Annotated in this window: 16 protein-coding genes and 1 pseudogene; 8 read left to right on the top strand and 9 right to left on the bottom strand. The window is 69.2% G+C overall.

Annotated elements, in window-relative coordinates:
* Positions 1–1,750 (bottom strand): annotated as a pseudogene (locus RT91_RS07800) (glutamate-ammonia-ligase adenylyltransferase); the annotation flags it as partial.
* 17 nt (positions 1,751–1,767) lie between these two features.
* Between RT91_RS07800 and RT91_RS07795 the strand changes: the two are divergent.
* The 4 genes from RT91_RS07795 to RT91_RS07780 all read left to right on the top strand — a co-directional run bounded on the left by RT91_RS07795 (position 1,768) and on the right by RT91_RS07780 (position 7,593).
* Positions 1,768–4,842 carry a DUF3971 domain-containing protein gene (locus RT91_RS07795; RefSeq protein ID WP_035186599.1) on the top strand — a complete coding sequence of 1,025 codons (3,075 nt, stop codon included), beginning with the start codon at positions 1,768–1,770 and terminating at the stop codon, positions 4,840–4,842.
* 104 nt (positions 4,843–4,946) lie between these two features.
* Positions 4,947–5,696, top strand: a complete 750-nt coding sequence (locus RT91_RS07790) for an electron transfer flavoprotein subunit beta/FixA family protein (protein WP_007422669.1) — start codon at positions 4,947–4,949, stop codon at positions 5,694–5,696.
* 2 nt (positions 5,697–5,698) lie between these two features.
* Positions 5,699–6,634, top strand: coding sequence for an FAD-binding protein (locus tag RT91_RS07785; RefSeq protein ID WP_007422670.1), 936 nt, complete (start codon positions 5,699–5,701; stop codon positions 6,632–6,634).
* An 83-nt stretch (positions 6,635–6,717) separates the two neighbouring features.
* Positions 6,718–7,593 carry a 3-hydroxybutyryl-CoA dehydrogenase gene (locus RT91_RS07780; RefSeq protein WP_011941311.1) on the top strand — a complete coding sequence of 292 codons (876 nt, stop codon included), beginning with the start codon at positions 6,718–6,720 and terminating at the stop codon, positions 7,591–7,593.
* 67 nt (positions 7,594–7,660) lie between these two features.
* Here the strand turns inward: RT91_RS07780 and RT91_RS07775 are convergent, their stop codons facing one another.
* The 8 genes from RT91_RS07775 to RT91_RS07740 form a co-directional block, all read right to left on the bottom strand.
* Entirely contained in the window at positions 7,661–8,551 is an 891-nt protein-coding gene (locus RT91_RS07775) for a DMT family transporter (protein ID WP_240314237.1), read from the bottom strand.
* A gap of 45 nt (positions 8,552–8,596) precedes the next feature.
* Complete coding sequence (locus tag RT91_RS07770; RefSeq protein WP_035186595.1) at positions 8,597–11,155, bottom strand: bifunctional acetyl coenzyme A synthetase (ADP forming), alpha domain/GNAT family N-acetyltransferase; 2,559 nt, start codon at positions 11,153–11,155, stop codon at positions 8,597–8,599.
* Between the two features lie 121 nt (positions 11,156–11,276).
* Entirely contained in the window at positions 11,277–11,621 is a 345-nt protein-coding gene (locus tag RT91_RS07765; protein ID WP_007422442.1) for a hypothetical protein, read from the bottom strand.
* Positions 11,603–12,100, bottom strand: a complete 498-nt coding sequence (locus RT91_RS07760) for a hypothetical protein (protein WP_035186593.1) — start codon at positions 12,098–12,100, stop codon at positions 11,603–11,605. Before RT91_RS07760 ends, RT91_RS07765 begins: the two co-directional genes overlap by 19 nt.
* A 5-nt stretch (positions 12,101–12,105) precedes the next feature.
* Positions 12,106–13,998 (bottom strand): potassium transporter Kup, encoded by a 1,893-nt coding sequence (locus RT91_RS07755; protein ID WP_007422440.1) that lies wholly within the window; start codon positions 13,996–13,998, stop codon positions 12,106–12,108.
* A complete protein-coding gene (locus RT91_RS07750; RefSeq protein WP_035186592.1) occupies positions 13,995–14,786 on the bottom strand; it encodes a (Fe-S)-binding protein in 792 nt (263 codons plus the stop codon). Before RT91_RS07750 ends, RT91_RS07755 begins: the two co-directional genes overlap by 4 nt.
* On the bottom strand, positions 14,783–15,985 hold the full coding sequence (locus RT91_RS07745) for a murein transglycosylase A (protein WP_035186591.1): 1,203 nt from the start codon (positions 15,983–15,985) through the stop codon (positions 14,783–14,785). Before RT91_RS07745 ends, RT91_RS07750 begins: the two co-directional genes overlap by 4 nt.
* A gap of 3 nt (positions 15,986–15,988) precedes the next feature.
* On the bottom strand, positions 15,989–16,654 hold the full coding sequence (locus RT91_RS07740; RefSeq protein ID WP_011941307.1) for a Tim44/TimA family putative adaptor protein: 666 nt from the start codon (positions 16,652–16,654) through the stop codon (positions 15,989–15,991).
* 126 nt (positions 16,655–16,780) lie between these two features.
* Here RT91_RS07740 and RT91_RS07735 point away from each other — a divergent pair, with 126 nt between their 5' ends.
* From RT91_RS07735 to RT91_RS07720, 4 genes are all read left to right on the top strand, one after another.
* Positions 16,781–17,335 carry a histidine phosphatase family protein gene (locus RT91_RS07735; protein WP_007424623.1) on the top strand — a complete coding sequence of 185 codons (555 nt, stop codon included), beginning with the start codon at positions 16,781–16,783 and terminating at the stop codon, positions 17,333–17,335.
* A gap of 130 nt (positions 17,336–17,465) precedes the next feature.
* Positions 17,466–18,872 (top strand): efflux transporter outer membrane subunit, encoded by a 1,407-nt coding sequence (locus RT91_RS07730; RefSeq protein WP_240314236.1) that lies wholly within the window; start codon positions 17,466–17,468, stop codon positions 18,870–18,872.
* A gap of 2 nt (positions 18,873–18,874) precedes the next feature.
* Positions 18,875–20,035 (top strand): efflux RND transporter periplasmic adaptor subunit, encoded by a 1,161-nt coding sequence (locus RT91_RS07725; RefSeq protein ID WP_035186586.1) that lies wholly within the window; start codon positions 18,875–18,877, stop codon positions 20,033–20,035.
* Entirely contained in the window at positions 20,032–23,229 is a 3,198-nt protein-coding gene (locus RT91_RS07720; RefSeq protein WP_035186585.1) for an efflux RND transporter permease subunit, read from the top strand. Before RT91_RS07725 ends, RT91_RS07720 begins: the two co-directional genes overlap by 4 nt.
* The last annotated feature ends 2 nt before the right edge of the window (positions 23,230–23,231 follow it).

Raw genomic sequence — 23,231 nt, 5'->3', positions numbered from 1 at the left:
CGCCGGGATTGCTGGCGAGATGATCGGCGAGCGGCGGGGCGGCGCCGAGGACGGTCGCCAGCCGGTCGAGCAGTGCGGGGTTGTGCTGAAACAGCGAGAGCAGGCTGACGCCGGCGCTCTGGCGTTCCAGCATCCGGTCGAACCGGCGGAAGGCAAGATCGGGGTCGGTCTGGCGGCCGAGGGCGCGCAGGAGCGCGGGCATGATCGAATCGAGCAGTTCGCGGGCGCGGGCGGTGCGCAGCGCTGGCAGCGTGCCGTTGCGCCAGAGGCGGAGCCTGACCGCGAGATGTTGCGGATCGGCGAAGCCGAGCGACTGCGCCTGGCCGGCGAACGCGTCGGGAGCGGCGCCGGACTCGCCGGGATCGGGCGCGCCGTCTTTGCCACTGCCGGGATCGGTATCGAAAAAATCGGCGAAGATGGCGTTCACTGTCTCGCAGACCGCATCGAGCCATGCTGCGAAGCGCGCGGCATCTGGCATGTTCATGAAGGTGGCGAAGCGGGCGAGGCCGGCCTCGGTTTCGGGCAGGGTATGGGTCTGGCGGTCCTCGACCATCTGTAACCGGTGCTCGACCTGGCGGAGCGCGCGATAGGCGGCGGCGAGGTCGCGCGCGGCGGCGCGCGGCAGATGGCCGGCGGCGGCGAGCGCGCGCAGGGCCGGCAGCGTCGCCGGGATGCGCAGCGCCGGCTCGTGCCCACCCCAGACCAGTTCCAGCGTCTGCACGATGAACTCGATCTCGCGGATGCCGCCGCGGCCGAGCTTGACGTCGCGCCCGGCGATGCGGCCGGGGGCGTCGCGCCGGCGCTGGTCGATCCGCCGCTTCATCTCGTGGATTTCGGCGACGGCGGCAAAATCGAGATTGCGGCGCCAGATGAAGGGGCGAATCTGCTCGAGGAAGGATGCGCCGAAATCGCGGTCACCGGCGACCGGCCTTGCCTTGGAAAACGCGGCGCGCTCCCAGGTGCGGCCCTGGCTTTCGTAGTAGCTGAGCGCGGCGGCGAGGCTGACGACCGGCGGGGTGGCAGCGGGGTCGGGGCGCAGGCGCAGATCGACGCGGAAGACCATGCCATCCGCATCGCGCTCGGTGAGCAGCGGAACGAGATCGCGCGCGAGGCGCGCCATGGCGGATTGCGAATCGTCCCGGTAAACGGAAGATGAAGGATCGAACAGCAGCACGAGGTCGATATCGCTCGAATAGTTCAGCTCGCGCGCGCCGAGCTTGCCCATGCCCAGCACGGCGAAGCGGCTAGCCCGTTCGGGGTCGGCCGGATCGGGCAGGCTTATGGTGCCGCGCTCGTGCAGATGACGCAGCAGATGGCGCAGTGCGAGGCCGATGCTGGCATCCGCAAGGTCGGACAGCGCGGCGGTGACCTGCTCGACGCCCCAGGCGCCCGACAGGTCGGCCAGCGCGATGGCCAGTGCTGCGCGGCGCTTGACCTCGCGCAGGATGCGGCCGATCGCGGCGCGGGTGGCGAGCGGGTCGGCTTCGCGCAGCAGGGCCAGCGCCTCGTCCATCACCGGGCCGGCGCCCTCGGCGAGCACGCGCGGCGGAATATCGGACTCGCGCAGGGCGAGATTGGCGAGATGCGGGGCATTGCCGCCGAGACAGTCGAGCAGGGCGCGGCCCGGCGCCGCATCGGCGAAGCGCCGCGCGGCGGCGCCGATGGCGGCGAAATCCGCGACGAACGACGCGGCGGCCCGCGTGTCGGCGGGGGGCGGAAATCCGGAAGCCGGCGCCAGGAACTCGTTCATGCCGCCGGAAGTGTTCGATGAGGCGGCGGCTGCGTCAAGCCGGGCGGGTCGCCGGGCATGTCGGGCACCACGGCGCGCGGCTGGCGGGCACGCTTGTGCTGGTCGCGCTGCTGCTGCTGGGGGGCGCGGCCTGGCGGCTCGGCCAGGGGCCGGTGGACCTGCCGCCACTCGCCGCGCGGATCGGGGCGGCGGTAAGTGCCGCCGAGCCGGGGCTGACGGTCACGGTTGGGCGGGCCGGGCTGGCCTGGGAAGGGTTCCGGCGCGGCGGCGCGCCGATCGACCTGCGTCTCGCCGACATCGCTATCCGCAACCGCTCGGGGGTCGTCGCGGCGCGGATCTCGACGCTGCGGGTGACGCTGTCGCTCGCGGCACTGATCAAGGGCGCGATCACGCCGATCCGGATCATCGCGCATGATCCCGCCATCGTGCTGCGCCCCGCGCTACAGGCGCCCGGCGGGCTGGCCGCGCCGCCCGAGGCGGTGGGCGAACTGCTCGCGCTGATTTCTCAATCGCCGCGCACCGGCTTGCTCGATCTTTCGGCGCTCCGGGCGATCCGCATTGCCGACGCGCATGTGGCAATCGAGCCCGTCGGCGCGCTACCGGAGCTGGTGGCGACCGATGGCGCGCTGGTCTTTACCCGCCATCCGGGCGGGCGGATGGGGGGGGCTGCAAGCGCCGATTTCCACAATGGCGGCGAGGTGATCCCGCTCGGCCTGACGATCGCGGGGGATGCCGGCGCGGGACGGGTGACCGCATTGCTCGGCCCGTTCGATCCGGGGCGGCTGATGAAACCCGGCAGCCCGTTCACCGCGGTCGACCTGCCGGTGATGCTGGCGGCATCGTGGCCGGTGGGCCGGTTCACGACACCGGAGCTCGATCTCGGCGTCAGCGCAGCCGCCGGCGGCATTGCGGCGGGTACCGGGCAGGTGCCGATCGCCGGCCTGCAGGCCCACGCGGTGGCGACGCGGAATGAGGTATTGCTGTCGGATGCGCGCATAGATCTTGCTGGACCGAACGGGACAGCGGGACCGGCGGTGCGGCTGCGGGGGCAGATCGCGCTGCGCGGCGCCCTGCCCGCCGCGATCGATGCGACGGTCGATCAGGTTTCGGCGACCGACCTGACGCGCTACTGGCCGCAGGGCCTGCTGCGCGACGCGCGGCACTATGTCACCCGGCACATCAAGGCGGGAGTGGCGCGGGACGGGCGGTTCCATGCTGTCTTCGACCTCGCGACCGGAAAACTGGCGCCGGGGGCGGTGACGGGCGAGTTCGCGGCCAGCGGCGTGACGCTCGACTGGTTTCCCGGTGCGCCGGCGATGACGGCCCTTGCCGGTAAACTGCATTTCGCAGCCGATGATTCGCTCGACATCGATGCGACCGCGGGGCGGCTCGACGGTCTCGCACTGCGTGGGAACATGCGGATCACCACGCTCAGCCGGCACGACCAGACGGCAACCATCGGCGCCCATGCCACAGGCGGGCTGGCCGACGCGCTGGGCCTGCTGCGCAAGCCGCCGCTACGGCTGAAGACGACCGCCCTGAAGCTCGACCGGGCAACGGGACAAATGGCGGCGACGATCCATGCGAGCGTGCCGCTGAAGCGCCGGCTGGCGCTCGCGGATATCGCGATCAGGGCCGATGCGGCTCTGACCGCCGTACATCTGCCGCTGCCGTTCGCGGGACTGGCACTCGAAGACGGCAGCGCGGCGCTGGAGGTCGATCCAAACCATCTCGCCCTGCATGGCAACGGGCGCGTTGCGGCGACCGCGACGCGCTTCACGGCGGCGATGACGCTGCCTGGCGGGCCGCTCACGCTCGAGGCCAAGGCCAACGCCACACGTCTGGCTTTGGCGCGGATGGGCCTGCCGGTCGCCGCCTGGCGGTCGGGGGCGGCGCCGCTGACGGTGACCTATCGCGACCAGGCGGGCGGCGGTGTGTTGGAAATCGGCGCCGACCTGACCGGCGCGACGTTGGCCGCTCCCGCGTTCGGCTGGCACAAGGCGGCGGGGCAACCCGGCCGGGCGACGTTGCGGATCGGGTTGAGCGGTGGCGGCCCGTTCGGCGGGCTGGAAGCGGCGCATGTGGAGGCGCCGGGGCTGCTGTTCGACGGCGTGCGGCGGGCGGGGCGCTTCGCCGTTGCCATGGCACGGCTCGGCCAGTTGCGGGCGCGCGGCTCGGTGGCGCCGCCGGCCCGGCTCGGCGCGCCCTGGCGGATTTCGCTCTCCGGCGGAACGCTGGATCTTTCCGCGCTGATCGCGCAAGCCCGTGCGCAAGCCGGCACGGCGGCGGCCGCGCCGCGCCCGGCATCCGGCCCGGTCTGGGCGTTGAATGGAGCGTTCGCCCAGTTGCGGCTGCACGCCGCGCCAGCGCCGTTACTCGGCGCGACGCAACTCGCCGCGACCGGGGATGGCGACCGCCTCACCGGGCTCGAGGCGACACTTGCCCAGGGGCCGCGGCAAACCGGGCGGCTGACCTATCGCCGCGCCGGCGGGTTGACGCGGATCCGCCTCGACGCGCCGGACGCGGGGGCGCTGCTGGCGGCGACGGGTGCTACCGGAGGTGTGAACGGCGGCACGCTCACGCTCGATGCGACGCGGCAGGGGGGTCTTACGAAAGGGCGCCTCGGCATCGACGATTTCCGCCTGACCGAGGTGCCGGTGATGGCGAAGGTGCTGCAGGCGCTGACCATCTACGGCATGCCGGCGGCGACCTCCGGGCCGGGACTCGCCTTCACCCGGCTGGTGGCGCCGTTCACCATGTCCGGCGAGGTGGTGACGCTCGGCGGGGCGCGGGCATGGTCGCCCTCGCTCGGCTTCACCACCACGGGGCAGATCGACCTTGCGCGGAAGCGCTACGACCTGTCCGGGACGATCGTTCCCGCCTATGCGCTGAACACCCTGCCCGGCCGGATTCCGCTGATCGGCCGGCTGTTCAGCCCGGAGAAAGGCGGCGGGCTGTTCGCCGCGCGCTATACCGTGGTCGGGCCATTTGGCGCACCAAGGGTCGTGGTCAATCCGGTTTCTGCACTGGCGCCGGGATTCATCCGCGACCTGTTCGGCATCGGGCCGCCGGAAGCACCGGCGAAACCATGACGCAAACGTCAGGAAGCGTCCGCAAAGATTGACTTGCCGAACGACGCCCCATAGATCATCCAGCAAACGACAGCGACGCGAAACGCCAAACCTGTGGAGTGACCATGAAGCTGCTGGTGCCTGTAAAGCGTGTGGTTGATTACAATGTGAAGGTCCGGGTGAAATCGGATGGCAGCGGGGTCGAGCTTGCCGGCGTGAAGATGTCGATGAACCCGTTCGACGAAATCGCGGTTGAGGAGGCGGTGCGGCTCAAGGAAAAGGGCGTGGCAACCGAGATCGTCGCGGTGTCGATGGGGGTGAGCGCCTGCCAGGAGACTATCCGCACGGCGCTGGCGATGGGGGCCGACCGGGGCATCCTGGTCGAGACCGAGGCCGAGCTGCAGCCGCTGGCGGTGGCGAAGATGCTCAAGGCGCTGGTGACGCGCGAGCAGGCCGACCTCGTGATCATGGGCAAGCAGGCGATCGACGACGACATGAACGCCACCGGCCAGATGCTCGCCGCTCTGCTCGGCTGGCCGCAGGGCACCTTCGCCAGCAAGGTCGCGATCGCCGACGGCACGGTGACGGTGACGCGTGAGGTGGATGGCGGGCTGGAAACGGTCGCGCTGAAGCTGCCGGCGGTGGTTACGGCGGATCTGCGGCTGAACGAGCCGCGCTACGCCTCGCTGCCGAACATCATGAAAGCGCGCAAGAAGCCGATCGAGACGGTGAAGCCGGAAGATCTCGGCGTCGACCCGGCGCCGCGGCTGACCACGCTGAAGGTGGCCGAGCCGCCGCAGCGCAAGGCAGGGGTCAAGGTCGGCTCGGTGGCCGAACTCGTCGAGAAACTGCGCAACGAAGCGAAGGTGATCTGATCATGGCAGAGGTTCTGGTTCTCATCGAGCACGACGGCGCGCATGTGAAGCAGCCGGCGCGCAGCGCGGTTGCGGCGGCGGCGAAGCTCGGCACGGTGCATGCGCTGGTCGCTGGCGAAAACGTGGGGGGCGCAGCGCAGGAAGCCGCCGCGATCGCCGGGGTGGACAAGGTGCTGGTCGCGGACAGCAAGGCGCTGGCGCACGCGCTGGCCGAGCCGCTGGCCGACCTGATCGTGAAACTCGCCGGCAATTACACTCATGTCCTCGCCGCCTCCACCGCGACCGGCAAGAACGTGATGCCCCGCGCCGCAGCCCTGCTCGACGTGCAGCCGATCAGCGACATCGCCGGGGTGGTGGATGCCGACACCTTCGTCCGCCCGATCTATGCCGGCAACGCGATGGCAACGGTGAAATCCGCCGACGCGAAGAAGCTCATCACCGTGCGCGCGGCGAGCTTCGATCCCGCACCGGCCGAAGGCGGAGCGGCGGCGATCGAGACGATCGAGGTCGGGGTCGACGCCGGTGGTTCGAGCTTCGTCGGCGCCGAGCTTTCGAAGAGCGAGCGGCCGGAGCTGACGGCGGCGCGGATCGTGGTTTCCGGCGGGCGCGGCATGCAGAACGGCGAGAATTTCGGCAAGCTGCTCGACCCGATCGCCGACCGGCTGGGGGCCGCGGTGGGCGCCTCGCGTGCGGCGGTCGATGCCGGGTTCGTGCCGAACGACTACCAGGTGGGGCAGACCGGCAAGATCGTCGCCCCCGACCTCTACATGGCGGTCGGCATTTCCGGCGCGATCCAGCATCTCGCGGGCATGAAGGATTCCAAGGTCATCGTCGCGATCAACAAGGACGAGGACGCGCCGATCTTCCAGGTGGCCGATTACGGCCTGGTGGGCGACCTGTTCACAGTGCTGCCGGAGTTGCAGAAGGAGCTCGGCTGAGCCCTGCGGGCTTGAGCGACATCAAGGCGCCGGGCGGCCATAAAGGCTAGCCCGGCCTGTGTTTCAGGCGGAAGGAAAAGTAGATGGAGATCAGGACTCTCGGCGTGCTCGGCGCGGGCGCGATGGGCAACGGCATCGCGCATGTCGCCGCCCTGTCCGGGCTCGATGTCGTGCTCGTCGACACCGCGCAGGCGGTGCTGGAGAAGAGCATGGCGACCATGCGGAAGAACCTCGAGCGCCAGGTGCAGAAGGGCACGATCGACGCGGCGGCCGAGGCAGCCGCCCTCGCCCGCGTCTCGCCCATGACCACGCATGACGCTTTTGCGAAATGCGACATGGTGATCGAGGCGGTGCCGGAGCGCGAGGAGATCAAGCGCGCGGTCTATGCCCAGGTGATCCCGCATCTCGCGCCGCACGCGATCCTCGCCTCGAACACCTCGTCGATTTCGATCACGAAGCTCGGCCGGGCGTCGGGGATCGCGGAGCGGTTCGTTGGCATGCATTTCTTCAACCCGGTGCCGATGATGAAGCTTGTCGAGGTGATAAGCGGGCTGGAGACGGCGGATGCGACGGTTGCCGCGGTCGAAGACCTGGCAAAGCGGATGGGCAAGATCACCATCGCAGCACAGGACATGCCGGGCTTCATCGTCAACCGCATCCTGGTGCCGATGCTCAACGAGGCGATCTTCGCGCTGCACGAGGGGATCGGCGACGTGGTCTCGATCGACAACGGCATGAAGCTCGGTGCCGGGCATCCGATGGGGCCGCTGACGCTGTGCGATCTGGTCGGGCTCGATGTCGCGCTGGAAGTGATGCGCGTGCTGCATGCCGGGCTCGGCGAGGACAAGTATCGCCCCTGCCCGCTGCTGGTGAACTATGTCGAGGCCGGCTGGCTTGGCCGCAAGACCGGGCGCGGCTTCTACGACTATTCCACCAACCCGCCGACGCCGACGCGCTGAGGCTTGACTTTCAAGGGAAGACCCGGCGCCGCGCGGTGCCGGGTTTTTGCGCTTACGGGGCGCGGCTTCAGGATTTCCACTGGCTGAGCACCACGCTGGCGATGATCAGCACGCCGCCGAGCACCTGGGCAGGGGCAAATATCTCGCCAAAGGCAGCACCCACAAGCCCGGCCCAGACCGGCTCCAGCGTGTAGATCAGCGTCGCCCGGTTGGCCGGGATGCTGCGCTGCGCCCAGTTCTGCGCGACCAGGACGAAGGCGGTGGCGAGGCCCATGCCGGTCATCGCCGCGAAGGGAAAGGCACGGGTGGTGATCATGATGCCGCCGCGCACCGCCTCGACGGCGAAGGAAATCACGCTGACGGTGGCCAGTTGGACGATGGCGATACGGCGCGGATCGGCGGCGAGCGCGCTATGGCCGATCAGCACGATTTCGAGCGCCGCCCCCAGCGCGCCGCCGAGGGTGAGCCACTGGCCGCGGTCGAAGGCGAGCGACAGGCCGGTCATGCCGGAGACCAGGACGAGGCCGACGAAGGCGAGCACGAGGCCAGCTGTCGCGAACAGGCCGGGACGGCGGCGGAAGATCAGGAATTCGAGCAGCGGGACCATCGGCACGTAGAGCGCGGTAAGGAAGGCGGATTCGCCGCTCGCCACGGTGCGCAGCCCGTCCGCCTGCAGACCGTAGCCGAGGAAGAGAACAAGACCGATGGTGATGCCGCCGGTGATCTCCATCCGGGTGAAGCTCGCCGGATGCGGGCGGGTGACGAGCACGACGGCGAGTGCGGCAACGCCGAAGCGCCAGCCGACAAAGGCATACGGCCCGATGAAGGGCAGCGACAGGCGGGTGAGCAGGAACGTCCAGCCCCAGATCACGGTCACCGAAAGCAGGACGAGGACCGGGGCGTTCGGACGTGACAGGAAGCCGGAGACCGGCGATGACGGACGGGCGATGTCGCTCATGGCCTCCATCAACGCGATAAGCGGACCGGCGGCAAGCCCGCGCGATCAGGTGAGACGCAGCCTTGCTTCCACGACATCCTCCTCGCCGGGAACATGGGCGATCGCGAAGCCGAGATGACGGATGAAGGCGAGCATCGGGTGGTTGTCGGCCAGAACCTGACCGATGATGTCGACAACACCCTCGTCGCGCGCCCAGTCGATCAGGTCGCGCATCAGCGCCGAGCCGAGGCCGACGCCCTTCGCCGCACCCTCGACGAGGACGGCGAACTCGCCCTCGGTGCCGTCGGTATCGGAGCGGACCAGGCGGGCGACGCCGACTGTCTCGCCGGTGGCGGTTTCGACTGCGATCAGGGCGAGTTCGCGGCCGTAATCGACCTCGGTGAGGCGGACCACCTGCTCGGGCGTAAGCTGGCGCACGGCAGAGAAGAACCGGAAGCGGACATCCTCCGGCGTGAGGCGGGAGAACAGGCGCTGATGGGCGGCGGCGTCTTCCGGGCGGATCGGGCGGATCTGGAAGCCCCTGCCTTTCAGCGTCATCGTGTGGGCGAGATGGGCGGGATAGGGCGTGATCGGCAGCGGCTGGCGACGCTCGCCGGGCGCGTGCAGCGTGATCCGCACATTGGCGGCGATGACGCCGGCGCCGGTGGCGAATAGCGGGTCGATTTCCAGGCGCTCGATTTCCGGCCAGTCGACGACGAGCTGGCTGATGCGGACCAGGGTGCCGGCGACCGCGGCGCGATCCGCCTCGTCCAGGCCGCGGGCGGGGCGCAGCAGCGCGTTGCCGCCGGCGCGGAGGATCAGTCCCTCGGCCAGTTTCAGGTTGAGGGGCGGGAGATCGAAGGCGAGGCGTGAGGTATCGGCGGCGTCGCCACCACCGGGGCCGAAGCCGATGGTGGGGCCGACGAAGGGCTGCTCGCCGACCAGGATGCGCAGCTCTCGGGCGCGAGGAAGCTGGCGCTGGACGAGGAAGCGCGCCCCCTCGGGAAATTCGCCCCTGCGGCGCAGGCGGGCGGTGATCAGCGTGGCGGCCGCGCTGGCGGAAGCGGCGTCCGGCAGGTCAAGCGAGACGCTGCCTTCGGGGCGGCGCCGCGCGAGATCGGGGTGGGAGACCTTCACCACCACCGGAAAGCCGAGCGACGAGGCCGCCGCCGCCACATGTTCCGGCGTGTCGACGATGCGTGTTGCGGCGGTTTCGATGCCATAGGCCCGCAGAATGGCGAAGCCGGCATCCTGCGGCAGTGCGGTGCGGCCACCATTGCGGGCGAGAGAAAGGGCGGCATGGACGGCGGCCCGGTCGGGGGCGACATCGAGCACCGCGGAGGGCGGCAGTTCGCGGGCGGCGGCGCGGATGGCGCGGTGGCGGAGCAGGTCGCCGAACCCTTCGACGGCACGTTCCGGCGTGGCGAAGGCGGCGACCCCGGCCTCGGCCAGCCGGCGGCGCTGCGGGGCGGCGGTGGTCTCGCCGAGCACGGCGGCGAGCAGCGGCGCCTTGATGCTGCCGGAACAGGCAATCAGCCCGGCGATCGCGGCATCGTCCGCCGGGCCGGAGGGGGCATGGATGACCAGCACGCCACCCACCTCGGGGGAAGCGGCCAGCATGGCGGCGACGTCGGCAAGGCGGGTGCCGGGTGCGTCCTGTAGCGCGATCGGCCCAGCTGGCTCGGGTGAAGCGCCGAGCAACAGGCCGAGCACACGGCGGGTTTCGTCGGACAGCGCTGCAAGGCCGATGCCGGCGGCGAGCGCGGTGTCGGCGGCGAGGCGGCAGGCGCCAACACTGTTGCCGATGATCGCAAGACTGTCGCTGCGGGCCGGACGGGCGCGGGTGAGCGTTTCGGCGGCTGCAAGAAATTCGCCGAGGCTGGTGGTCAGCATCACGCCGGCACGGCGCAGCGCGGCCTCGAACCCGGCGAGCGCGATGCCGCTTGGATCGCCAAGCCGGGCGCCGGGAACGATGGCGACGATGGGGCGCAGGCGCGCCGCCGCGCGGGCGGCCGAGAGGAACAGGCGCGGATCACGCAGGCCGGCGATTTCCATCAGGATCGGGCCGGTGCCGGGGTCGCGCGAGAGATGGTCGAGCACCCGGCCGAAGCCGATATCCGCATTGCCGCCGATGCCGACGACATGGGAGAAGCCGATGCCGTTGGGCGCCGCCCAGTCGATCACCGCGCGGGCTAGCGCGGGGGACTGGCCGAGCAGCGCGACCCGACCGGGCGGCGGCGGTATGTGGCTGCGCAAGGCGTTCAGCCGCGCCCCCGGTGCGGCGATGCCGAAGGAACGCGGGCCGACGACCCGCACTCGGGCGGCCAGCGCTGCCTCCCGCAATCCGTCGACCGCGGCGTAGACCACCGCAGCCCCGCGGAGGCGGCCGGCAAGGCCGGCGATGACGCCGGGCACCGCCTCGGGCGGATCGGCGATCAGCGCAAGATCGACAGTTTGCGCGCCCTCCCCCGGTTCCCTGATGTCGCCCGGAAAGCCGGCGGCGTCCAGCGAGGCGCGTAGCGATCGGCCGACTGCCGTGTCGCCGCCCGAGAGCATGATGGTCTTCGGGGCAAAAAGGGCCTCGGGGTCGAAGCGATTGACGATGGAATAGCCAAGCGGCTTCATCGCGGCTCCTCCTTATCTTCGGCGGCGCGCGGCAGACTAGATCGGTTTGGCGCCAACCGGAACCGCCCTGGGGTGACGATACCGCGTCATCCGATCGGACGAGGTGCGGCCCGGCCCGGCGCTACCGGGCGGGGCCGACAATCGTGGGTTCGGGCAGGGCGGCGCCGCTGCCGACATAGGCCGGATTCGCATTGCGCACGCAGCGCGAGATCATGTCCCGCCGAGCGTGGATCTCGGCAAGGCGGTCGAACCGGGAGCCCTGGTCGGGCGTGCCCTGGAACGGGGTGGCGAACTGGTCGGTGCGCGAGAGATAGGCATAGTCGTGCGCGCGCTCATAGGCATTGGCCTGCTGGGTGCAGGCCGCGATGTCGGCCTGCTCGGCGGGCGAGGCGGGCGGCGGCGCGCCGAAGGTGCAGGCGGCGAGCGGCAGGATCAGCAGGGCCAGGGTCAGGATGGGGCGCGGCATGGCGGGTTTTCCTTGGATTCGCGCGGGAGCAGCTGTGCGCGCAGGGCGTTCTCGTCGAGAGCGCCCGTATCGGTCAAGCCAGTGCGGGCCGCGGCGCCGAGCAGCGCACCGTCGAGCTCTGCGGCGCCACGGTCGAACCGCACGAAACGGGCGGTCCAGCCGCCACCGGCGAGCAGGGCGACGAGGCCGAGCAGGCGGAGGCAGACGGAGACGCCATGCGCCGTCGAGAGATCGGCGATATGGTCGACCGAGGAGGCCCAGACCCTGGCATCGCGGTCGCGCAGCACGACATCGGGGCCGCCGGCGAAGCGGAAGCCGCGGCGCGGCCCCTCGGCGCCGGCGCGGGCGGCGCGGTGCGCGGCTTCCCAGGCCTGTTCAAGATCTCGCTTCTGTACGCGTGGCAGGCGTGCCGGCGGGATCGGCACGAGATGCAGTTCGGTGCCGTCGGCAGCGACGGCGCGGGGAATGGCGACGGCCATGTCCTTCAGATGGCGATCCGCACGCCGAGTTCCACGACGCGGTCGGACGGGATCTTGAAGAATTCGGTGGCCGATATCGCGTTGCGCAGCATGAACAGGAAGATCGCCCTGCGGATGAAGCCGAGCTTGGGCACGGTCGCGGCGACAATGGTCTCGCGGCCGAGGAAATAGCTGATCTGCATCGGGTTGAAGGGCAGCCCCTGCTCTCGCAGCAGGTCGAGCGCTCGGGGGATGTTGGGGCTTTCCATGAAACCGAAGGAAAGCAGCACGCGATAGACGCCCTCGGAGAGTTCCTCGACCTTGGCGCGCCGCGCATCGCCCACGAAGGGGACGCCGGGATTGCGCACGGTGACGAAGACCACAGTTTCGTGCAGTACCTTGTTGTGCTTGAGGTTATGCAGCAGCGAGGACGGCGTATATTCGGGGTTTCCGGTCATGAAGACGGCGACGCCGGGAACACGGACGATGCGCGATTGCGGCAGCCGGCCGAGGAACGAGGCGAGCGGCAGGCTATCCTGCTGCCAGCGCTGGTGAAGCAGGGCGCGGCCGCGGCGCCAGGTGGTCATGACGGTGATGAGGCTGAAGCCGATGGCAAGCGGTACCCAGCCGCCATCGAACACTTTCAGCACGTTGGAGCTGAAGAAGGCGAAATCAACCAGCCCGATGGCGCCGAAGACCAGCACGGTGCGGCGAAGCGGCCAGTTGAAATGCCGGCAATAGACGAAGGCAGCCAGCGCGTTCGTCGACAGGAAGGTGCCGGTGACGGCGATGCCGTAGGCCGAGGCGAGGGCGGAAGACGAGCCGAAACCGAGGACCAGCAGCACGACGACGACGAACAGGAAGCTGTTGACCGGCGGGACATAGATCTGCCCCTGCTCGGTCTCGTTGGTGTAGCGGATCGGCATGCGCGGCAGCAGGCCGAGCTGGGTGCTCTGCCGGGCAACCGAATAGGCGCCGGAGATCACGGCTTGACTGGCGATCACTGTCGCGATGGTCGCCAATATGACCATCGGCACCACCAGAGCATGCGGCAGCAGGAAGAAGAACGGGTTGCTCGCGGCGTGCGGATCGCGGATCACGAGGGCGCCCTGGCCGAAATAGTTGAGCAGCAGGCATGGAAGGACGAAGAACAGCCAGGAGACGCGTATCGGCTTCGCGCCGAAATGCCCCATATCCGCGTAAAGCGCCTCGGCGCCGGTGACCGCCAGCACGACCGAGCCGAGCGCGATGAAGGCGAGAAGATCGTGCCGCATGATGAACGCGGCGCCGTAGACAGGAACCAGCGCGCGCAAGACATTCGGATGAATGAAGATCTGGTGAAGACCAAGCGCGCCGATCACCACGAACCAGATCACCATGATCGGGCCGAACGCACCGCCCACCCGCGCCGTGCCGAACCGCTGGACGAAAAACAGCACAAGAATGACCGCGATGGCGATCGGGAGCACGAATTCCTTGAGCCCCGGGGAGACCACCTCCATGCCCTCGACGGCGGAGAGCACGGAAATGGCGGGGGTGATTGTCGCATCGCCGAAGAAGAGGCCGGCACCGCAGATGCCGATGATGCCGATGATCCATTTCGTCCGGTCGGACTGGGTGACGCGCTGGGCGAGCGCCATCAGCGAGAGCGTGCCGCCCTCGCCCTCGTTGTCGGCGCGCATGATCAGGAGGACGTATTTGATGGTGACGGTTATGATCAGCGCCCAGAAGATGAGCGAGAGCAGACCAAGGACGTCGGATTCCTGGAGTTTATTGCCAGGGAAATATGACAGCGAGGCCTGCACCGCGTAGAGCGGCGAGGTGCCGATATCGCCGTAGACGACACCGAGCACGCCGATCAGGCCAGCGAGACGGAGCTTCTCGCCGGGAGAGCCGTGCGGGGTCGCGCTTTCGCTCAAGCGGCGCTCCCGTCCCGGCCGCGGCCGATCGGCGCCACCTCGCCGGTCATGCCGGCGAGCACCTCGGCGACGTGGCGCACGGCAACCGGCTTGCCCTCGCGGGTCAGGCGGCCGGCCATGTTCAGCAGGCAGCCGAGATCACCGGCGAGCAGCAGCTCGGCGCCGGTCGCGGCGATGTCGGCGGTCTTGTCGGAGACCATGCGGGCGGAAATGTCGGGATGCTTGACACAGAACGTGCCGCCGAAGCCGCAACAGACCTCGGGCGTGTCCATTTCCACGATTTCCAGCCCCTCGACGCGGGAGAGCAGCGCGCGGGGCTGGTCCTTGACGCCGAGTTCGCGCAGCCCGGCGCAGGAATCGTGATAGGTGGCGCGCTGCGGCAGGGCGACATCGAGCCCGGCAAAACCCATCACGTCGACCAGGAAGCTGGTGAGCTCGAAGGTTTTCGCGGCGATGACGTCGGCCTTGAAGCGCAGGTCGGGGTCGGCCTCGAACAGGCCGGGCATGTGCTTGCGAAGCATGCCGGCGCACGAGCCCGAGGGGGCGACGACGTAATCGTAGCCCGCGAGGGCGGTGAGCAGGCCCTCGGCCAGGGCGCGGGCGGTTTCATGATCGCCGGAATTGTAGGCGGGCTGGCCGCAGCAGGTCTGCGCCCGCGGCACCTCGACCGTGCAGCCGGCGGCCTCAAGCAGGCGGATGGCGGCGAAGCCGACGCTCGGCCGGTAGAGATCGGCGAGGCAGGTGACGAACAGGGCGACGCGCGGTGCGGCCGCGGCGGATTCACTCATGAGGACGCTCCCTTGGCGGATGTCGGCGCGGCGGCGGGCTGGCGGGGCAGGAAGATGAAGATCCGGCCTGTGCCGTCCTGGGCACTCGCCTGCGCCGCGGCCTCGTTGCCGATTCCGAAGAAGATCTGCGCGGCGGAGGTGCCGTGGGCACCGACATCGATGTCCTGCGCGGTGGTCAGCCGGGCGAGCGACTTCGTCGCGACATAGACGGGCGCGCCGAGCGGAATCGCCTTCTCGTCCACCGCGATCGAGCCTTCCGGCGCCAGCGGCACGTCAAGCGCGCCGGGTGTGCCGAGATCGTCGGGCACGCCGCGGATGCGCTTGAAGAACACGTAGTTCTTGTTCGCATCCATCAGGCCGCGCGCCTCGACGGGATGGGCGAGCAGCCACGCGCGGATCGAGGTGATCGAGACCTGGTCGGGCTTCAAATAGCCCTTCTCGACCATCAGCTTGCCGATCGGCGTGTAGGTGCGGCCGTTGGTGCCGTCGAAGCCGAGATCGATGAGCGTGCCGTCCGGCAGACGCAGGCGCGCGGCGCCCTGGAGCTGGATCATGTAGGCGTCGACCGGATTCTTGACCCAGGCAACTACCTTGGCCTCGCGGTTGATCTCGCCGGCCTCGATCTGGGCGCGGGTGTAATAGGGCACCATTGTGCCGTAGCGCAGGCGGCCGACGATACGGCGCTTGCCGGAGGAGTCGCGGAAGGCGGACAGGTTGGCGTTCACGAGATTGCGCGGACGACCGTAGATCGGGACATCGTAGCCGCGCTCGCGGATTTCCGAGCCGGGATAGACCGGCTCGTAATAGCCGGTGATCCGCGTGGCGCCGGACGCTGCATAGGGCACCATCCATGCCTCGAAGAAATGCTGGGCCGCGGCCGCGTCATCCGGCGGGACGGCTTCGGCGGCAGCACAGGCAGCGCGCCACTGGCCGGCCTTGCCGCCGAGCGCGCCAGCCACGCCGACGCCACCCAGCGTCTGGTCGACCGGCATGACCGCGATCACCTTGCATGACCTCTGGAAACTCGGCAGGCCGGCGACGGCAGCCTCAACGCTCCAGCCGGGGAGCGTGGCGAAGGGCACAGGGGTGAGGCCGGCATGATCGGCCTTGGGCGCGCCGGCGGGCGGCAAGGCACAGCCGGCGAGCAGGGTGATGGCGGTGAACAGCGCGGCAAGGCCGCGCAAGGTGGATCGGTGCATGGATCAGCCGCTGCGCGCCGCCGCCAGCCGCCAGGTCGGGTCGGCCGCGCCGAGGGATTTCTCGAAACTCCAGAGGTCGACGATCTCGGTCATCGCCTCGGTGCCAGCGATAACCTGCCCCTGGCGATCACGCGTGTAGTTCTGCTGGTCGGAGACGAAGCGGACGACGATCACGGCCTCGCCGCCGAGGAGTTCGGCCTCGTCGATCGTCGCCTCGACAATGCGGACGATCTCGGTGTGCTGGGTTTCGCCAGCCTCGGCGCGCTGGGCCACCGCCTGCTCGAAGGTCGCGAACACGCCAGGCGTGAGCAGCGGCCGCAGGGCCGCGAGGTCGCCTGCGGCGAAGGCAAGCACGATGCGGCGGAAGCTGGCCTCGGCGCCGTCGAGAAACCGGGCCGGATCGAAGCCGCGCTCGGCCTGGGCGATGCGCGCGAGCGTCTGCCCGACGACGGTGTGAGGCGCGGGCACCGGGCGGGTGGACCGCGGCGGCTCGGCAACCCCCTCGATCACCGGGCCGCCGGGACGCTGCATGCCGCCGGCCGCAGTCGGCTCGGGCATGGGCGGCCGCTCGTAGCCGGTGCGACGGCCCAGCACGCTGCGCAAGCGCAGCACCAAGAAGCCCGCGACGAGCGCGAGAAGGACGATATCGACGGGAAATCCGGTATGCATGACGCTAAGACACCTGTTCTCGGGGCAAGCCCGCCCTCGTGATAGGCCGAGCGCGGCGCGCCCGCAACCGCGGCATGCCCGACGCGCGGTTTGCCGAAGCCCCCGGCGCAGGGTATCGCTGAAGGCATGATCCTGCTTCGCCACGGCCAGAGCGAGTTCAACCTCCACTTCACCGCGACGCGGCGTGACCCTGGAATCGAGGATCCCGGACTGACCGAACACGGGCACGCGCAGGCGGAGGCCGCGGCTTCGGCGCTTGAAGGGCACTCGCTGCGGCGGCTGATCGTTTCGCCCTATACCCGCACGCTACAGACGGCGGCGCCGGTGCTGGCGCGGCGGCCCCTCGATGTCGAAATCTCGGCGGAGATCCGCGAGCGGTTCCACTTCACCTGCGATATCGGCAGCCCACCGGATCGCCTTGCCGAGAGGTTCCCGGATCACGATTTCGCGCACCTGCCGACTCGCTGGTGGCCTGACGAAACCGAGACGGAGGAGGCGGTGATCGAACGCGCGAATCGGTTCCGCGCGGCGATGGCGGCGCGGCCGGATTGGCGGGAGACGCTGGTGGTCAGCCATTGGGCCTTCATCCTGGCACTCACCGGACAGTCACTGACCAACGGTTCATGGATCAACTATGATCCGACCTCGCCGCCGCCGTCCGCCTTGCGCTGGCGTCCCTGACCGCGGCCGGCGCAGGAGGTCTTGAATCGTGCGTCAGACATCAAAAAATACGTCAGGCCTGAAGTCGTATCGGGACGAGAAGACGGGCGCGGAAAGGCCAGAGGCGCGTGACACGACGACCAATCACCGCATGAGGCGCCTCCGCCTCGCCGCCGCCGCGCTGCTGACGCCGGGACTTGCAGGCTGCGCCGTCGGTCCCGCGTTCCACATGCCGCAGACCAATGTGCCGGCGCGGTTTTCGGCCACCGCGGACGCAAAGCCGGCCTGGCCGAAGCCCGGATGGTGGCGCCATTTCGGCTCGCCGGAGCTCGACCGGCTGGTGGAAGCGGCGAAGGCACACAATTTCTCGGTGATCGAGGCGATCGACCAGCTCGAGGCGGCCAACGCGCAGGCACAGATCGCCGGCGCGCCACTGCTGCCAGCGATCACGGGCAGCGGCAGCGGGTCATTCCAGCAGATCCAGGCGAATGCCGGCAACGGGCTGCAGGCGGTGGATACGCGCAGCTTCACCGCGACGTTCCAGGCCTCCTACCAGCTCGATTTCTGGGGCAAGAACTATGACGCGCTGCGCGCGGCGCAGGCGAACGCGGCGGCGGCGGAATTCAACGCGGCGACGGTGGCACTGACCGCCGAAGCCTCGGTCGCCACCGTCTATTTCCAGGTACTGGCGTACCAGGACCAGCTGGGAATTGCGCAACGCAATCTGAAGGCGGCGGAGGGGCTGCTCGCACAGTTGCGGGCGGAACTGCGGGCCGGGATCGTCGATGCACCGACGGTGGCGCAGCAGGCTGCGCTGGTTGCGTCTGAGCGGGCGAACATTCCCAACCTGGTCTCGCAGATGCGCCAGGAGGCGATCGGCCTCGGCATCCTGACGGGGCGGGCGCCGGAATTCCTGCGCGTGCGGGGCGGCTCGCTCGGCGCGCTGACGGTGCCGGCGCTGGCGCCGGGACTGCCGGCCGGACTGCTGGAGCGCCGGCCCGACATCGCGGAGGCGAAGGCCAACCTGATCGCCGCCAACGCCAATGTGCGTGGCGCGATCGCGGCGTTCTTCCCGTCGATCACGCTGACCGGCTCGGGCGGCTGGCAGAGCAAGGCGCTGAACCTTCTCTTCGCGCCAGGCTCGACACTGATCTCGGCGGCAACCTCGATCGCCCAGCCGATCTTCGAGGGCGGTGCACTGACCGGGCAGCTGCGGGTGAGCCGCGCGACCTATCGGGAAGATGTCGCAAAATACGAGCAGGCGGTGGTGCAGGCTTTCACCGATGTCGAGACCGCGATGACCGCGCTGCGCTACGCCACCGACCAGGAAGCGCTGCAGCAGGTTGCGGTCGCACGCGCCCGAGCCGCGCTGGATGGCGCCAGGGCGCAGCTCAGGGCCGGCGTGGTCGATATCGGCACGGTGCTGAACGCCGAGCAGACCCTGCTGTCGGACGAGACGACGCTGGTGACGACGCGGCTCACCCGGCTCGATGCCGCGGTCAATCTCTACAAGGCGATGGGCGGTGGCTGGACGGCCGGCGCCGACAAGGATCACTGACGATGGCGAAACGGCGCGGACGGATCATTTTCGGGCTGGTGGCGCTCGCCCTTGTCGGCGCGGTGGCGTACCGGCTGGCGCACCGGACGAAACCCGCGCACGGCAGCGGGGCAACGGCGATTCCTGTGGAGGTGGCGAAAGCGACGCGGCAGAACGTGCCCGTCTACCTCGATGCGCTCGGCACCGTCGTCGCCTACCACACGGTGACGGTGCAGCCGATGATCACCGGGCCGCTCACAAGAATCCTGTTCACGCCCGGCCAGTTCGTGAAGAAGGGCGATCTTCTCGCGGAGATCGATCCCGCACCCTATCGCGCGACACTCGACCAGGCGGAGGCGAAGCTTGCGCAGGACAAGGCGAGTCTCACAAACGCGGAAATGCAGGCGCGACAATACGCCTCGCTGGTCAAGCAGAACTACACCTCGAAACTGCAGGCGGCGACGGCGCTCGCCACCGCCGCCGAGGATCGGGCGCTGGTGAAGCAGGACGAGGCCAGCATCGAGACCGACCGGATCAATCTCGGCTATACGCGGATCACCGCGCCGATTTCCGGACGCACCGGCATCCTGCAGGTGAATGCCGGCAATATCGTCAGCCCAAGCACTACCAGCGGCATCGTGGTGATCAACACGCTACAGCCGATCTCGGTGCAGTTCAGCCTGCCGCAGCAGGATCTGCCGGCGATCATCGCCGCGATGAAGCGTGGCAAGGTTGACCTGCTCGCCACCGAGGAGGGCGATCCGCAGACCGCGAAGGTGCTCGACCACGGCACGCTCGCCGTTCTCGACAACACGGTGAATGCGAACACGGGAACGCTGACGCTGAAGGGCACGTTTGCAAATCCGGACCTCACGCTGTGGCCCGGCGCCTATGTGAACGTCCGCACGCTGGTCCGGACGATCGACAATGCGGTGACCGTGCCACCGGTCGCGGTGCAGCAGGGACCTTCCGGTAGCTTCGTCTTTCTCGTGAAGCCGCCGGCCAAGAAGGGGGGATCGTTCACCGTGATTGACCAGAAAGTGACGCTCGGCGTGCAGACGGCGCGCGTCGTGGTCGTCACCAGCGGACTTGTCCCTGGCGACGAGGTGGTAACCGAGGGCAATTCGCGCCTGAAGGGCGGATCGGCGATCCACATCGTCACGGGTTCCGCCGGCGCGCCGTGAACATTTCCGCCCCGTTCATCGCCCGGCCGGTCGCGACATCGCTGCTCGCGATCGCGCTGCTGCTGATCGGCGCGATGGGCTATCGGGCACTGCCGGTCTCCTCGCTGCCACAGGTCGATTTTCCGACGATCCAGGTGGTGACCAAGCTTCCCGGCGCCTCGCCGGATACCGCCTCGAAACTGCTGACCGCGCCGCTCGAGCGGCAGTTCGGGCAGATCGCGGGGCTGGCGGCGATGAGTTCGATCTCGAGCCAGGGGACCAGCGCGATCACGCTGCGGTTCGACCTCTCGATGCCGATGACGACGGCCGCCCAGGACGTTCAGGCCGCGATCAACGCCGCCTCGGGCACGCTGCCACCAAACCTGCAATATCCGCCGACCTATTCCGAGGTGAATCCAGCGGACGCACCGATCCTGACGCTGGCGCTGACCTCGCGCACGCTGCCGCTCAACGCCATCGCGGATGCGGCTCAGACCCGGCTTGTGCCCAAGCTCTCTCAGGTGAAGGGGGTGGGCAAGGTGACGGTCGAGGGCGGGCTGACCAAGGCAATCCGCATTGAGGTGAACCCGGCGCGGCTCGCTGCCTATGGCGTGTCGCTCGAGGATGTGCGCAACGCCATCGCCAATGCCAACCAGTCCGGCGCCAAGGGCGCGCTGGACGGGCATAATCAGGCCTACACGATCGGCGCCAACGACCAGATTACCATGCCGGCGCAGTATCGCGACCTGATCATCGCCTATCGCAATGGCGCGCCGGTGCGGCTGTCGGCGGTGGGGACGGTGAGCCCTGGCCTCGAGAACGACCTGCAGAGCGCGAGTTATGACGGCACGCCGGCGGTGGTGGTCGATATCCAGCGCCAGCCCGGGGCGAACATCGTCAGCACGGTGGCGGATGTGCGGGCTGCGCTGGCGGGGCTGCGCGCGGCGATGCCGCCGGGCATCGATGTGAAAGTCGTCGCCGACCGGACGGGGACGATCCGTGCCTCGGTGCGGGACGTGCAGATCACGCTGATCACCGCGGCCCTTCTCGTCGTGCTGGTGATCTTCCTGTTTCTGCCCAATCCGCGCGCGGTCCTGGTGCCGGCGGTGGCGTTGCCGCTCTCGATCGTCGCGACCTTCGCGGTGATGAACGAACTTGGTTTCCAGCTCGACAATCTCTCGCTGATGGCGCTTACCGTCGCTTCGGGCTTCGTGGTCGACGACGCGATCGTGATGATCGAGAACATCGTCCGCTTCATCGAACAGGGCGAGTCGCCGCTGCGGGCCGCCTATCTCGGCAGCGCGCAGATCGGCTTCACCATCGTGTCGCTCACCGTGTCTCTGGTCGCGGTATTCATTCCACTGCTGTTCATGCCGGGAGTGATCGGGCGGCTGTTCTCGGAATTCGCGGTAACGCTGTCGATCGCGGTGGTGATCTCGGCGGTGGTGTCGCTCACGCTGACGCCGATGATGAGCGCGCGGCTGCTGCGCGGCGCCGAGGCCTCGCAGCCGGGACGGATCGCGCGCGCGGCGGAGGCGGCGCTGGCGAGCGTGCGGGAGCGCTACCGCGCCGGCCTGGCCTGGAGCCTGCGGCACCAGCGGCTGATGCTCGCCACCTTCGGGGCGACGGTCGTGGCCACCGGCATCCTGTTCGCGATCATCCCGAAGGCGTTGCTGCCGCAGGAGGATACCGGCGCGATCGTCGCCGTGACGGAAGGCGCGCAGAGCATTTCGCTCGATGCGATGACGCGGCTGCAGGACCGGGCGATCAGGGCGATACGCGCCGACCCGGCGGTGGCGGGCGTCACTTCGCTGCTGGGGTCCGGCCTGACCAACCCGACGCCGAATACCGGCCGGCTCGGCATCACGCTCAAGCCGATCGGCCAGCGCCCCGCGATCGACACGGTGATGTCGCGGCTGCAGGCGCGGCTGGCCGGGATTCCAGGACTGCATGCCTACATGCAGCCGGTGCAGGACATCACGCTTTCCTCGCGTGTCTCGCCCACGCAATATCAATACACGCTCACCGACGCCGACCAGACGGAACTTGACGCATGGGCGCCGAAGATCCGCGCCGCCCTCGCCGCCCTGCCGCAGATTACCGACCTCGCCAGCGACCAGCAGAACCAGGGGCTGGAGACCTATATCGACGTCAACCGCGCCGCGGCGGCACGGCTTGGCATTTCGATGGCGACGATCGAGGCGACGCTCTACGACGCGTTCGGCCAGCGGCAGGTCAGCACGATCTATACGCAGAACGCGCAGTATCGCGTGGTGCTCGGCGTGGATCCCGCCTATGCGCGATCGCCGCAGGCGCTGGCCAGCATCTATGTGCCAACCGGCAGTCTTTCGGCGAGCGTCTCGTCCACGGCGCTCGGCCCCGGCGGATCGGTGAGCGGAAACAGCACGACGGCAACGGGGGCCGCGGGCAGCGTCAGCACGTCGGTAGCCGGCGAAGTGCCGCTGCTGGAGGTGGCGAAGATCGACCAGCGCTACGGACCGCTCGCAATCACCCGGGAAGACCAGTTTCCCTCGGTGACGCTCAGCTTCAATCTCGCGAAGGGCGCGTCACTCGGCGCGGCCGAGAGCGCGATACGCAGTGCGGAGCAAAAACTCGGCGTGCCGGATACCATCAGCGGACGGTTCTCGGGGGCGGCGGCCGAGTTCGAAACCTCGCTCGCGCAGGAGCCGTGGCTGATTTTCGCGGCCCTCGTCGTCATCTACATCGTGCTCGGGGTGCTTTACGAAAGCACGATCCATCCGGTGACGATCCTCTCCACCCTGCCCTCGGCGGGGATCGGCGCGCTGCTCGCGCTGATGCTCTTCGGTGCGGATTTCACCCTGGTGGCACTGGTCGGCATCGTGCTGCTGATGGGCATCGTGAAGAAGAACGGCATCATCATGGTCGATTTCGCGATCGAGGCTGAGCGCACGCGGGGGCTGAGCCCGGAGGCGGCGATCACCGAGGCGGCGATCCTGCGGTTTCGCCCGATCATGATGACAACGATGGCGGCCCTGCTCGGCGCGGTGCCGCTGGTGCTGGAAGGCGGCGCGGGCGCGGAACTGCGCGCGCCGCTCGGCATCACCATCATTGGCGGATTGCTGGTCAGCCAGTTGCTCACGCTGTTCACGACACCGGTGATCTACCTCGCGATGGACCGGCTGCGGCCGGCACGGCGGGAAGCGCCGGCGGCACAGACTGGCCCGGCGGAATAGGC

It is taken from the genome of Acidiphilium sp. JA12-A1 (assembly GCF_000724705.2).
Classification (GTDB): Bacteria; Pseudomonadota; Alphaproteobacteria; order Acetobacterales; family Acetobacteraceae; genus Acidiphilium; species Acidiphilium multivorum.
This window is presented reverse-complemented; position numbering and strand designations above follow the sequence as displayed.

Coding starts and splice junctions, on each gene's coding strand:
- RT91_RS07795 (WP_035186599.1), top strand. CDS start 1,768: ATGAGGCGGCGGCTGCGTCAAGCCGGGCGGGTCGCCGGGCATGTCGGG.
- RT91_RS07790 (WP_007422669.1), top strand. CDS start 4,947: ATGAAGCTGCTGGTGCCTGTAAAGCGTGTGGTTGATTACAATGTGAAG.
- RT91_RS07785 (WP_007422670.1), top strand. CDS start 5,699: ATGGCAGAGGTTCTGGTTCTCATCGAGCACGACGGCGCGCATGTGAAG.
- RT91_RS07780 (WP_011941311.1), top strand. CDS start 6,718: ATGGAGATCAGGACTCTCGGCGTGCTCGGCGCGGGCGCGATGGGCAAC.
- RT91_RS07775 (WP_240314237.1), bottom strand. CDS start 8,551: ATGAGCGACATCGCCCGTCCGTCATCGCCGGTCTCCGGCTTCCTGTCA.
- RT91_RS07770 (WP_035186595.1), bottom strand. CDS start 11,155: ATGAAGCCGCTTGGCTATTCCATCGTCAATCGCTTCGACCCCGAGGCC.
- RT91_RS07765 (WP_007422442.1), bottom strand. CDS start 11,621: ATGCCGCGCCCCATCCTGACCCTGGCCCTGCTGATCCTGCCGCTCGCC.
- RT91_RS07760 (WP_035186593.1), bottom strand. CDS start 12,100: ATGGCCGTCGCCATTCCCCGCGCCGTCGCTGCCGACGGCACCGAACTG.
- RT91_RS07750 (WP_035186592.1), bottom strand. CDS start 14,786: ATGAGTGAATCCGCCGCGGCCGCACCGCGCGTCGCCCTGTTCGTCACC.
- RT91_RS07745 (WP_035186591.1), bottom strand. CDS start 15,985: ATGCACCGATCCACCTTGCGCGGCCTTGCCGCGCTGTTCACCGCCATC.
- RT91_RS07740 (WP_011941307.1), bottom strand. CDS start 16,654: ATGCATACCGGATTTCCCGTCGATATCGTCCTTCTCGCGCTCGTCGCG.
- RT91_RS07735 (WP_007424623.1), top strand. CDS start 16,781: ATGATCCTGCTTCGCCACGGCCAGAGCGAGTTCAACCTCCACTTCACC.
- RT91_RS07730 (WP_240314236.1), top strand. CDS start 17,466: ATGAGGCGCCTCCGCCTCGCCGCCGCCGCGCTGCTGACGCCGGGACTT.
- RT91_RS07725 (WP_035186586.1), top strand. CDS start 18,875: ATGGCGAAACGGCGCGGACGGATCATTTTCGGGCTGGTGGCGCTCGCC.